The 12,508-nt window shown below is 40.8% G+C and carries 11 protein-coding genes and 1 other RNA gene; 11 read left to right on the top strand and 1 reads right to left on the bottom strand.

Annotated features, from left to right (window positions below):
• Positions 1–4: 4 nt before the first annotated feature.
• Together FZC88_RS07040 and FZC88_RS07035 are read left to right on the top strand one after the other, a co-directional pair.
• Complete coding sequence (locus FZC88_RS07040; protein ID WP_148994148.1) at positions 5–409, top strand: hypothetical protein; 405 nt, start codon at positions 5–7, stop codon at positions 407–409.
• Between the two features lie 2 nt (positions 410–411).
• On the top strand, positions 412–1,041 hold the full coding sequence (locus tag FZC88_RS07035) for a M23 family metallopeptidase (RefSeq protein WP_187443520.1): 630 nt from the start codon (positions 412–414) through the stop codon (positions 1,039–1,041).
• 489 nt (positions 1,042–1,530) lie between these two features.
• Here the strand turns inward: FZC88_RS07035 and FZC88_RS07030 are convergent, their stop codons facing one another.
• Entirely contained in the window at positions 1,531–1,974 is a 444-nt protein-coding gene (locus FZC88_RS07030; RefSeq protein ID WP_148969431.1) for an Hsp20/alpha crystallin family protein, read from the bottom strand.
• 225 nt (positions 1,975–2,199) lie between these two features.
• Between FZC88_RS07030 and FZC88_RS07025 the strand changes: the two genes are divergently transcribed.
• The 9 genes from FZC88_RS07025 to FZC88_RS06990 all read left to right on the top strand — a co-directional run bounded on the left by FZC88_RS07025 (position 2,200) and on the right by FZC88_RS06990 (position 12,421).
• Positions 2,200–4,437, top strand: a complete 2,238-nt coding sequence (locus FZC88_RS07025) for a DEAD/DEAH box helicase (protein WP_397541175.1) — start codon at positions 2,200–2,202, stop codon at positions 4,435–4,437.
• An 18-nt stretch (positions 4,438–4,455) separates the two neighbouring features.
• The gene (locus FZC88_RS07020; protein WP_148994145.1) at positions 4,456–5,739 is read left to right on the top strand and encodes a ribonuclease H-like domain-containing protein; all 1,284 of its coding nucleotides are present in this window, start codon (positions 4,456–4,458) and stop codon (positions 5,737–5,739) included.
• A 335-nt stretch (positions 5,740–6,074) separates the two neighbouring features.
• Positions 6,075–6,413 carry a CotD family spore coat protein gene (locus FZC88_RS07015; protein WP_148969429.1) on the top strand — a complete coding sequence of 113 codons (339 nt, stop codon included), beginning with the start codon at positions 6,075–6,077 and terminating at the stop codon, positions 6,411–6,413.
• 260 nt (positions 6,414–6,673) lie between these two features.
• Positions 6,674–7,231, top strand: a complete 558-nt coding sequence (locus FZC88_RS07010; protein ID WP_148994144.1) for an SLOG family protein — start codon at positions 6,674–6,676, stop codon at positions 7,229–7,231.
• Positions 7,232–7,347: 116 nt separating this feature from the next.
• Complete coding sequence (gene gpsB / locus FZC88_RS07005) at positions 7,348–7,656, top strand: cell division regulator GpsB (protein ID WP_113970666.1); 309 nt, start codon at positions 7,348–7,350, stop codon at positions 7,654–7,656.
• 60 nt (positions 7,657–7,716) lie between these two features.
• Positions 7,717–8,102: RNase P RNA component class B (rnpB, locus tag FZC88_RS07000), an RNA gene on the top strand.
• 152 nt (positions 8,103–8,254) lie between these two features.
• Positions 8,255–9,394 (top strand): THUMP domain-containing class I SAM-dependent RNA methyltransferase, encoded by a 1,140-nt coding sequence (locus tag FZC88_RS06995; protein WP_148994143.1) that lies wholly within the window; start codon positions 8,255–8,257, stop codon positions 9,392–9,394.
• Positions 9,395–9,488: 94 nt separating this feature from the next.
• On the top strand, positions 9,489–9,662 hold the full coding sequence (locus tag FZC88_RS23910; RefSeq protein ID WP_187443267.1) for a hypothetical protein: 174 nt from the start codon (positions 9,489–9,491) through the stop codon (positions 9,660–9,662).
• An 833-nt stretch (positions 9,663–10,495) separates the two neighbouring features.
• Positions 10,496–12,421, top strand: a complete 1,926-nt coding sequence (locus FZC88_RS06990) for an ATP-dependent DNA helicase (protein WP_148994142.1) — start codon at positions 10,496–10,498, stop codon at positions 12,419–12,421.
• Positions 12,422–12,508 lie beyond the last annotated feature (87 nt).

Below are 12,508 nucleotides of genomic sequence, written 5' to 3'. Positions count from 1 at the left end.
CCCCATGAAAACAGAACGCATGAGCATTAAAGAGTTTATGAATCGCAAGGAAACCCCGTCAGTCGCTTGGAACGTTGCTAAATTCGGTACATTCCTACCACTAGCCGTATTCCCTATAACCACCATTAAAGCGAGTGCTGCAACGTATGAAGCTACACCTGTTGTAGCCATGACGAAAGATCAGATATACGACAAGATGTTGACTGCCTTCGAGCCTATTACCAACCTCATTCAAGCTTTAGCCTATCCAGTAGCGAGTATAGTGGTCTTATTCGGGGCCATTATGGTTCTCATTAGCCAAAAGGAGAAAGGATTCACCCTCATGAGTAACGCTGGATTAGGAGTCATCCTGGTGAACCTCATGCCAATGCTACTAAATATCCTAGTTGATATTATGAAAGGGTTCTAATGATGAAAGTACGGATAACATCAAGGTACGGAGATATAGATAAACTCCACCCAAATGGTCACACAGGGATAGACTTTGGATTAAACGAGGGAACACCATTACGCAGCGTCTTTGATGGGGTTGTGGAAAAGGTAGTGGATTATGGAGCAGATAACATAGGGAAAGGGGTACTAGTGAAATTCAGTGATGGTACAACGGGCATATACGGGCATATGAGCCGTATTCTTGTGAAGGAAGGGGATGAGGTGGCAGAAGGTCAAACATTGGGTTTATCGGGCGATACAGGATTCTCCACAGGCCCACATCTACACTTTGGACTAAAGGAGAACGGTCACTTTATCGACCCTACTCCACTAGCTGACAAAGTAGGAGAATACACAGGAAGTGCCTGGGATCGGTTTATGTATAACGGGAATGTTGCGAACAACGATTATCCAACTGTATGGGGGTGGTTATATGAGAAAACGCTTGGTGGTGGTATCGAGCATTTTGTTACGGATTACATTAGCGCATTTCCTCTCCTGGCAGTGGTTAGTCTTGGCGTCTTTGGTCTTTGCAATATGTTCAGTCGTTCGTTCGCTAAATGGGGTGTAATCATCACGTTCATATTAGGAGGTTTGGCGATATTATGATAAGGAAGAAAATTGACGCTTCACACTTCTTAGTTTACTTTTCTGATTACGCTGAATGGGATGGGCTGAAACACTACATCAAACTAGACGGGATTACCTTAATGCAGTATGAGGATGGGAGTTGCACATACCACAGGAAGAATGAACACTTTGAGGATATACGAGAAATGGAGATGGATCGTGAGTTTATATGGAAAAATCGAAAGTTGATTAATGCGTTTTTGAAAAGAAAGACCCCAACTCATTGAGAAGGGGTTTCTTTTTTGTGTACCACAGATTGACCACACAAATACCACGCACTTATATTTTTATGAGGATAACAAGTATACCTAGAAAACCATAAAACCTTGATACGAAACTAATTGAACTGTATTGGGTATATAAAAATCAAGTTTCTTCTCTTGTAAAAGGCTTAGGTGGGATATTTAAATTTTAAAATAAAGGAGCTGCCGATTTGGCAACTCCTTTTTTAAAGTTGTATTAGGAAACTTATTCGATAGGTATTCGTTTACCGGTTTCTTTGTCTACCTTCACAGTCAGTAATCCATCTTTATGAGATGCCTTCACATTCTTTTCATTAACCACTCTTGGAAATGGGATTGTCCTGCTGCTCTTTTTCATGGATTGCTTTCTTCTGATCATTTGATTTTGGTCATTTTCCTCGGAAAACTCTTCTTTATTGGTTACGGAAATCGTAATGTATTGAGGGAACACATCAAGTTGAATCTGGTCTTTCTTAATACCTGGAAGTTGTGCAGTCACGATATAATAATTGTCTGTTTCAGTTAATTCAACCGGGAAAGAACCAAATGGGTTAGAGGATGATGTGAAAAATTCATCAATGCTTTGAAGCATTCCTTTCATAGGTCTTTCATGAAAAAACTCGTTCATGGAATGCATCAGGTCACCAAAACCTTTCTTCTCGTTCGACATGGGTATGCTCCTTTCACGCAAAAGTATTCATACTAGTGTATGAATGCTAGCTGAATATGTGCATTTGTCCTATACCTCTATATAAATCGATTTAGACTCCCCTACATTCTTATTAAATAATTGAGGAAAAGATATCCTGGTTTTTTTTCTTTAGTTTCGAACATAGATTCGGTAAAATGAATAGAAGAGGTGATACCTGTGTTTAAGAAAAACAATCTTCAACAGTTGATTGAACATTTTAAAAGAGAAGATGATTTTAATAAACAGATTGTTCACTGGCATACCATAGATGAAAAACCCGCTCAATTGGTAGATATGCCACTGGAGATAAATGATAAAATAATAAATGCGCTGCAAAAAAGAGGCATCGAAAAGCTTTATACCCATCAACATTCCGCTTTTCGGCTGGCAATGGAAGGAAAGAATTTTACCGCAGTAACTCCTACAGCCTCGGGAAAGACTCTTTGTTATAATCTTCCTGTATTACAAACGATCATGGACAACCCGGATGCACGGGCGTTATATATTTTTCCAACTAAAGCACTCGCACAAGATCAGAAAAGTGAGTTGAACGAAATCATCTCAGAAGCTGAAGCTTCTATTAATAGCTATACATATGATGGAGATACCTCCGCCAATATCCGGCAAAAAGTAAGGAAAGCTGGACATATCGTCATAACGAATCCTGATATGCTCCACTCAGCCATCCTTCCTCATCATACAAAGTGGGTGTCTCTTTTTGAGAATCTTAAATACGTAATAATTGATGAACTTCATATATATAGGGGGGTTTTTGGTTCCCACGTAAGCAATGTGGTCAGGAGATTGAAACGGATTTGCGAGTTTTATGGAGCTTCTCCCATTTTCATATGTACATCGGCAACGATTGCAAACCCGAAAGAACTGGCAGAGCATTTAACCGGAAATGAAATGAATTTAATAGATAATAACGGTGCACCAAGTGCCAAAAAGCATTTCGTTTTCTACAATCCCCCGATTGTAAACAAACCGTTGAATATACGCAGGAGTGCGACCCTGGAGGTCAGGAGAATTGCTGGTGAATTATTGAAGAATAAGGTGCAAACGATCATATTCGCCAGAAGCAGGGTAAGGGTGGAAATTATCCTTACCTACTTACAAGAATTAGTGAAGAGTCAATTAGGATCGAAATCAATCAGAGGGTACAGGGGAGGATATCTGCCGACTCAACGCCGGGAGATTGAAAAAGGCTTGCGATCTGGTGAAATCTACGGAGTTGTCAGTACGAATGCCCTTGAATTAGGGGTAGATATCGGTCAATTACAAGTGTGCATCATGACGGGCTATCCCGGGACGATCGCAAGTGCCTGGCAGCAAGCTGGAAGAGCCGGCAGAAGGCATGGGGAATCTCTGGTCATCATGGTGGCAAGCTCAAGCCCATTAGATCAGTTCATTATTGAGCATCCGGATTACTTCTTTGAGCAAACCCCAGAAACGGCGAGAATCAACCCTGACAATTTGATTATTCTTATTGATCATATTAAGTGCGCTGCCTATGAGCTCCCCTTTAAGGAAGGGGAACAATTTGGCAGGCACGATATTGATGATATTCTAGAATTTTTAGTGGAAGAACGTGTGGTTCATAAGAACGGTGAAAAATGGTATTGGATGAATGATGTGTTTCCTGCCCATAACATCAGCCTTCGCTCAGCTTCACAGGAAAATGTCATTATTATTGACCAAACAGACATCTCAGCCGTGAAAGTAATAGGGGAAATGGATCGTTTTTCAGCTATGACCTTATTGCATGATGAAGCGATTTATTTACACCAGGGAGTTCAATTTCAAGTAGAGGAACTGGATTGGGAAGAAAAGAAAGCGTATGTATGGGAAGTGGACGTGGATTATTTCACTGATGCCAATCTGGCTGTACAATTAAGAGTACTCGAAACAGACAAGATTCGCACGGGGGAAAGGTATGACGTAGCTTATGGGGATGTAACTGTTCAAGCAATGGCAACGATTTTCAAGAAAATTAAATTTGATACCCACGAAAATATTGGATCTGGACCCATCCATCTTCCTGAAGAAGAACTCCACACGAGTTCCAGCTGGATTTCTTTAAGAGACGCTGCTTCATTAAGTCAGGAGCGTTTGGAAGAAGGCCTCATAGGGGCAGCACAAAGCTTGAAATCGATTATTCCTTTATTTGTGATGTGCGACCCCAGTGATATTTTTGTAGTGCCACAAATAAAAGCTGCACACAATGAACAACCTACGATCTTTATCTACGATCGGTACCCTGGTGGGATCGGGTTAAGTGAAAAGGTGTATGAACAGATGGAGAAAATACTCCTTGAGACATCTGCAATGATAGAGCGGTGTCCGTGTAAAACTGGTTGTCCATCATGTATTGGAACTGATCATTCACTGGACACAGCTAAAGTGGATACATTAAAGCTTCTTCATCTTTTCCTTCAATAAAAGAAGGAGGGAATCAATATGTCACTTAAAAATAAATTATCAAGAATGAAAAAACATCTTATCAGAGAAGAAGACGCTGAAGATAAGAAAAGTCAGCCCCCCATTTTAGAGCAGGAATCGGCAGACTTGCCATTTCTTGATTTATGGAAACAAAATGGTGCCACTGTGTACGATATTGACGGTGATTTCTGTCTGGTGAGAGAGAAACGATATCCAATCGATCATCAACATGGGGACTACACGTTTAGAGATTTTATTAGCGCGGTGGATGCTTGGCAGGACTTTGCGGGTGTCCATCCCTTGTCTTCTAAAGGGCATACTCATGAACAAATGTTTTTCTTTGATACGGAAACGACCGGTTTAGGTGGTGGGGTTGGAAATACAATCTTCTTATTGGGACATGGGAGGGTGACAGAAACAGAGGTGATTGTGACCCAGCATTTTTTGCCTCAACCGGGAAGTGAAATACCTCTCTATCACAGTTTTTTAAGCCATGTGGATTATAACACACTCGTGACATATAACGGAAAAGCGTTTGATTGGCCTCAAGTTAAGACAAGGCATACACTCATTAAAAAGCATGTCCCCCAATTGCCCGCATTTGGGCATTTTGACCTTTATCACGGATCCAGAAGACTCTTTAAGCACAGGTTAGAGTCTGTAAAATTAATAAACGTAGAGCGAAAGATCCTTGGATTTAATAGAGTGGACGATGTTCCAGGATATTTAGCCCCTATGATATATTTTGATTATATCGAGCGTAAGGATCCTGAAGGTATATTCAAAGTTATGACCCATAATGAGCTGGATATATTGTCATTGATCACTCTCTATACGCATTTAACGTTTCAACTATTGAATGCTCATAAAAAAGCCACTGACCAAGAGCGCTTCGAGGTCGGGAGATGGCTTGAATACACAGGTAACAGAGAGATTGCAAAAGAACGTTACCAAGAGATTATTAGAGAAGATGACAGAACAAATTATGAGGCGATGCACCTCCTCGCTCTTCAATACAAGAAAGACAAAGAAGAATGGAAGGCGATAGAGTTATGGGAACGATTGTGGAAAGAAGCCCCTATTTCCATTAGAAAAGTCGCACTGTTGGAACTGGCTAAATTGTATGAGCACAAAACGAAGAATTTCCAGTTAGCATTAGAAAAATGTGAGCAACTCGAATCACTGCTGATTGAAACTGAGGAAGCAAACAGTCAAAAGCACGAGGTCTTTATAGGGAAACTTCATCATCGAAAGAGCCGGTTAACAAGAAAATTGAATAAGAATACAAACCATCCATCCTAGATTCACAAATTTTTATAAATTATACTAAAAAAGTGGTTCAAACTCCTTATTTTTATATTGAGAATTTTCAAAAGTAGATGTAAAATAGTTAATTGTGTTGAAAATATTTAATATTTAGATGGGATGATGAAAATGAACCGAGCGATCTTAATTTTGTTCTTTGTCGTCATTGGTTTAACGGCTTTTGTTTTTACCAATTATCCGGAAAGTTTATATAGCTTTATGTAAGTCTGCAAAATGTTTTCCTAAAAATAGGTATTTGTATTAGTACATGTATCCTCTTCGTTTCATAGGCTATTAGTGTAACAACTAAGAGATGAAAGGAGAGCGTTTCTATGTATAAAAGACCAAGACCTAATCAAGTACTTCCTGCAGTCATGCACCCGACAAAATGTTGTGTGAATCAGTCATGCAACACCTATGAGGTGCCACACATTCACCCTACTCACACGACAAATGTAAATAATGTTATGTATCAACATAAACATTATTTCCCACAAACACAATCACAAGTAGACAGTGTTTCACACCAACATTTCAACTGTGGCGGTGGACCGGGTGGACCAGGAGGACCTCAAGGCCCTGGAGGCCCAGGAGGACCGGGGTTTGGCCCAGGATTCGGACCCGGACCGCGTCCAAGACCACCATTCGGACCATATGGTATGGGACGATAATTTTCTGAGTGAAGACTTCCGAGGGATGCCTCTAAGAGGTTAGTTTCAATTGCAGAGCGACACACTGTGTCGCTCTGCAAAAGTGACTAATGACTATTAGAGTCATCTCTTCTTTATGATGGTGAACTTTTATTATGATAGAATGGGATCTTGACCTCGTAATTCGTAAAATATGTTACAATAGAGTGTAAAGGATTGGGACACACTAAGCTTTAAAGAGAAATTGTCTGTCCTGAAAGTTTAATGAAGGAGTTTTGCATTTGAGTAATGTTGCGTGCATAACCGGATATAAATCCTTTGAACTAGGAGTTTTTAAGCAAGATGACAAAGCAATTTACTACATAAAGCAGGCTTTAAAGAAAGAATTAGTTTCCCTTTTGGATGAAGATTTAGAATGGGTACTCATTAGTGGGCAACTTGGGGTTGAACTTTGGGGAGCAGAAGTGGTATTTGAGCTTCAGGAAGATTATCCTGATCTTAAACTGGCTATATTGACTCCTTTTCTCTCCCAAGAAGAAAATTGGAATGACGTGAATAAAGAGTACTATGAACTCATTCTTTCTCAAGCTGATTTTGTCGAGTCAATCTCAAAAGAACCTTACAAGAGTCCACAGCAATTCCGAAATAAAAATCAGTTATTCTTGCAAAAAAGCCAAGCGTTAGTGATACTGTATGATGAAGAAAAAGAAGGCTCACCCAGGTACTTCTATCAAGAAGCAAAGAAGAAGAAAGAAACTGATCCTTCCTTTGAAATAAGGGCGATCACCTTCCATGATCTGCAATGGGTCGTCGAAGAAGAGCAGTGGAAGATTGAGTAGAGGATGTTTTATCACTCATTAACACTTCGGGAATTGTATAGCCCCGAAAACAATTATAATTGACAAACTGATGGTTATTTGAAAAAATGATAGTGATAAATATAGAGGTGAATATAATGATCTCAGATAAAGTGAAATTAACCGCAAAGGATATCCTAGAAAAAGAATTTAAAAGTGGTATGCGGGGATATAAACCAGAAGACGTAGATAAATTTTTAGATTTGATTATTAAAGATTATGAAACCTTCCATCAAGAAATAGAAGATCTGCAACAAGAGAACCTGCGATTGAAGAAACAAGTGGAGGGAGCAAGTAAACAACGCTCCGCTGCTCCTGCTCAACAGACAGGCACAACGAATTTCGATATTCTTAAGCGCTTGTCTAATTTAGAGAAACACGTATTTGGAAACAAATTGTATGACTGATATTTCCAGTTGAATACTCGGAAGAACTACAGTATAATTAGTTATTGCTGATCCTTAATGGTGTTCGGGTAATCGCTGCAACGTTAAGTTGTAGAGGAAAGTCCATGCTCGCACGGTGCTGAGATGCACGTAGTGTTCGTGCCTAGCCAATTCATAAGCTAGGGCAGCTCAAGTTTTGAGTTGACGGCAGGGAAAACACCTAAGTCCTTTGGATATGGTGTGACTACCTTGAAAGTGCCACAGTGACGAAGTCCTGTTAGAAATGGCAGGAGTGGAACGAGGTAAACCCCACGAGCGAGAAACCCAAAATTAGGTAGGGGAATCCTCTCAGAGGAAACGAACGAAGAGAGGGACAAAGGAGCTTCCTTTGTAGATAGATGATTACCACCCGAGTACGAGACGAAGAGTCGTTTGTAGTACAACGGAACAAAACATGGCTTACAGAACACTATTACGGGATAAGAGCAATATGGATTAAATAATGCAAGTGACTGATACATGCAGGTAATACACTGCTCTTTTGTATCAGTCCTTTTTATATTTAAGGAAACAAGACCATACTATTGAAATAAAGATAATGATTAACGGGGTGACGAATTTGAGTACATATACATTAATTGCAACGGCAGCGATGGGCTTAGAAGCGATTGTTGCAAAAGAAGTGAAAGAATTGGGCTACGAATGTCAGGTGGATAACGGAAAAGTCATCTTCAAAGGAGATGAAACAGCGATTGCGCGAGCCAATATGTGGCTAAGAACAGCTGACAGGATAAAGATTCTCGTCGGAGACTTTAAAGCGTACTCCTTTGATGAACTATTTGAAAATACAAAGAAACTGCCATGGGAAAACTTCCTTCCAGTAGACGCGGAATTTCCTGTTCAGGGGAAATCGGTCAAATCAAAGCTATACAGTGTACCTGATTGCCAGGCGATCGTAAAAAAAGCAATCGTTGAACGTTTACGTACAGCATACAAACGTACAGCGTGGCTTGACGAAACCGGTCCCTTGTTTAAAATCGAGGTGGCGATCCATAAAGATGTAGCAAGCATCACCCTGGATACGAGTGGACAAGGTCTTCATAAGAGGGGTTATCGAATCGGACAAGGTGAGGCTCCTTTAAAGGAAACACTGGCAGCTGCCCTTATCCAATTAACGACATGGAACCCTGACCGTCCATTTGTAGATCCATTTTGCGGGTCTGGAACCATTCCGATTGAAGCGGCCTTGATCGGGCAAAATATTGCTCCAGGATTCAATCGTGAGTTTTTGTCAGAGAAGTGGCCAATGATGCCTGCTGAGGTCTGGGAGAAAACACGTTTGGAAGCAGAGGATTTGGCTAACTACGATCAGCCTCTTGAAATACTGGGTACGGACATCGATCACCGAATGATCGAAGTTTCCAAAGAGAATGCAATGGAAGCGGGGCTTGGAGACTTGGTGAAATTTAAACAAATGCAAGTCAGAGACTTCACTTCAGAACTGGAATATGGCATCATCGTCGGAAACCCTCCTTATGGTGAACGTTTGGGAGAAAGAAAAGAAGTAGAAAGAATGTACCAGGAAATGGGGAAAGCTTTCGAGAAGCTCGATACTTGGTCTGTTTACATGATGACTTCCCATGAAAACTTTGAACAATGCTACGGTAAACAAGCTACGAAAAAACGTAAATTGTTTAACGGATTCATTCGAACAGATTATTACCAGTACTTTGGCCCGCGTCCACCGAGAAAAGGGTAATCATTTCAAGTACAAAAAAAAGAAAAGAAGTTCAGAATATCCCTTTCACTTCCTGCGTATAATAGTTCTATCATTTTCAGAGGAGTGAAAGAGGATGGACCATTCCTTCATCGATTACCACAAAATCTATCAGGCATTACAAAGCTCTATTTCTTCCATTTCAGGAGAAGAAGGAGCAGCCATTCAAGCCGGCTTGGATGAAGCGACGAAAAACCTTGATCAGGCTTTTCAATATGAATTGTTAAGGAAAAAGAGAATATACGACTGAGTGCATTCTCGGGAGACTAGGGACATCCATACAAGTGGTAGAACTACCCTTGTATAGAGCGTCTCTTTTCTTTTGTTTAGGCTCTTTTCGTATAGTTTGTTGCTATTGTAGAGGAGAAAGTAATAGTTGATTTCCGCTCCAGGATGCTCGCTTTCCGCGGGGCTGGCGGTGAGCCTCCTCGGCTGCGCCTCCGGGGTCTCACCTGTCTAGCTACGGGGCTTAGGGGCTCGAGGTCATAAGCCAAGTCTGCCAAAAAGGCAAAGAGCGCCTTTCCGGCAGACTCGTCTTATGCTTGTCGCCCCTGGGCAAAGCCCCTCCGCTTTTCGTACTGTCCAGCTATTCCCACAGGAGTCGAGCATCCTGCAGCGAGAATCAACTTTCTGAGCATGTATCCTCAATGGAATACAATAAAAACAAGAATTTTATCAAACAATCTCATTTAAGGTAAGTAGAAATTGATTTTCCTTTTTAGGAAGAGGAATTATTTTTTCTAGTTACATTGTGTTCTTGCACACCTTGAAGCTCTGTCATGAAAATTCTGTTAAAGATGGTGAGGGGAACTGCGCAGACTCCTGCGGAAGTACGGGCGTGCCGAGACCCCGTTCGGCTAAGCTGTGGAGGCTCGGCCGAACGCTAGCTGCAAGCGGAGCAGTTCCCCTCACCATCCAGCATAAACCGGTTGACAGAGCCCTGGCAGATTCTATTCTTGAAAACAACAATTATTGCGAAAAGAGCCATTGTTAAAGCCTTCAATTAAAAAAATGACGGTTATCCCTTTTCAATAAGAAAGAATTCTAGTAAATTAGAAATATTGTGTAACGCAGGAGGTCCTCATGAGAAGAAAATTACCATTTGAATTAACCAAGGAGCAATCATTTTATGAAGCATTATCCGATTGGGTCGGTGACGTGTTTTATGATCTATTGCCTGAAAAGGGATTTGATTTACGGGATGAACAGGTATTTATGGCCTTTCAGCTAAATCAAGCATATAAAAATAAGCAGGTTATGTTTGCAGAAGCAGGTGTCGGTACGGGGAAAACCCTTGTCTACCTATTATATGCGTTATCATTTGCCAGATATACTGGCAAACCGGCAATCATTGCGTGTGCGGATGAAACGCTCATTGAGCAGATTGTGAAAAAGGAAGGGGACATACAGAAGCTTGAGAATGCACTGGATCTTGATATAGATGTTCGATTGGCAAAGTCCAGAGAACAATATCTATGTATAAAAAAACTTGAAGAAAACATCCCCCAAAACAAGGGGTACCAGGACATATGGGAGGAATTACCGGGTTTTGTACACGATAATTCATCCATGAGAAGCTTTAGTCATTATGGGGATAGAAAAGAATATGCTCATCTATCTGATGAAGAATGGAATCAAGTTGGCTGGGATTCTCTTCAGGACTGTATGTCTTGTTCTTATCGCCATCGCTGTGGTCTTACACTTCATCGTGAACATTACCGGGGGGCAGCAGACTTAATCATCTGTTCCCATGATTTTTATATGGAACATATTTGGACGAAAGACTCCCGCAAACGGGAAGGGCAACTTCCACTTCTGCCAGAAGCGAGCTCTGTTGTATTTGACGAGGGTCACTTATTGGAATTTGCTTCTCAAAAAGCGATGACTTACCGCATGAGAATGGAGACCCTTGAAGGCTTACTGGAGAAGCTTTCAGCGTCTGATATGAGGGAAGAAACGTTGTATGTCATTGAAGATATCATTCTGGATAATGAAAAGTGGTTCGAACTCCTGGAGAAAGAATCCAAAGGAGAGAATGGTTCTGAGAGACAATACATTTCGCGTTCCGAAGCCATATTACAGCAAGGGAGAGCGCTGACTGAGAAAATTGAAAATCTTTTAAATGAGCTAGTCTTTGAATCAGAAATGTATGTCATGGATGATTATTTACTAAAGGTAGTAGAAGAGTATCTTGAGCAGATTCAGTTTTCCTTGAAACTATTCATAGATGATGAAAAAGGAATCTATTGGTTGGAAACGTCAGAAGAAGAACACACCTTTGTTGTGATGCCAAGATTGGTGGAAGAAATTTTGAGAGAACAAGTTTTTTCTCAAAATATCCCATTTATTTTCTCTTCTGCCACCCTTTCTTATAATGGAGACTTCTCTTATGTTTCTCAATCGCTGGGGATTGAAAAATATGAAAGGTTCTCGGTAGAGTCTCCTTATAAATACGAAGACATGATGAAAGCTTTTCTTCCTTCATTGGAAGAAGGCAGTGATTCTAAAAATCAGTATGCCTTTGACATGTTGAAGAAAAACCAAGGGAAGTCGTTGATTCTCTTCTCTACTAAGGAAGAAATGAATGTTTTTAGACAATATCAAAAGCAGCAGGGAAACCAGGGCTGGAATGTGATTTATGAAGGTGACAGGGAAATTAGTGAAACGGTCCAGCAGTTCCAGCAGGAAACCTTTACAGTTCTATGCTCCTATCATTTATGGGAAGGTTTGGACGTGCCAGGAGAGTCACTTTCCCAAGTCATTATCTATTCACTCCCATTCCCTCCTAGGGATCCTGTGTTTGATGCGAAACGAAATCATGCTGAAAACTCAGTGGAAGAAGTGGACATTCCTTACATGCTCCTTCGACTGAGACAGGGTATTGGCCGATTGATTCGGACGAGCGAGGACAAAGGAAGCGTCCATGTCTTGGTGAACGGTCATGAAGCAGCTTATAAACAGTTGGTAGAATCCGTTTTACCAGTTGGAATTGAAGTGTTGAATTCATAAAGTGTTGGAAGAGCCGCCTGAATTGGGCGGTTTTTTTCTGTATGTAGAGACATCTACTCTTCGACTACTATGACTTCTCTAATCGTC

Source organism: Rossellomorea aquimaris (assembly GCF_008180865.1).
In the GTDB taxonomy this organism is placed as follows: Bacteria; Bacillota; Bacilli; order Bacillales; family Bacillaceae_B; genus Rossellomorea; species Rossellomorea yichunensis.
This window is presented reverse-complemented; position numbering and strand designations above follow the sequence as displayed.

Coding starts and splice junctions, on each gene's coding strand:
- FZC88_RS07040 (WP_148994148.1), top strand. CDS start 5: ATGAAAACAGAACGCATGAGCATTAAAGAGTTTATGAATCGCAAGGAA.
- FZC88_RS07035 (WP_187443520.1), top strand. CDS start 412: ATGAAAGTACGGATAACATCAAGGTACGGAGATATAGATAAACTCCAC.
- FZC88_RS07030 (WP_148969431.1), bottom strand. CDS start 1,974: ATGTCGAACGAGAAGAAAGGTTTTGGTGACCTGATGCATTCCATGAAC.
- FZC88_RS07020 (WP_148994145.1), top strand. CDS start 4,456: ATGTCACTTAAAAATAAATTATCAAGAATGAAAAAACATCTTATCAGA.
- FZC88_RS07015 (WP_148969429.1), top strand. CDS start 6,075: ATGTATAAAAGACCAAGACCTAATCAAGTACTTCCTGCAGTCATGCAC.
- gpsB (WP_113970666.1), top strand. CDS start 7,348: ATGATCTCAGATAAAGTGAAATTAACCGCAAAGGATATCCTAGAAAAA.
- FZC88_RS23910 (WP_187443267.1), top strand. CDS start 9,489: ATGGACCATTCCTTCATCGATTACCACAAAATCTATCAGGCATTACAA.
- FZC88_RS06990 (WP_148994142.1), top strand. CDS start 10,496: ATGAGAAGAAAATTACCATTTGAATTAACCAAGGAGCAATCATTTTAT.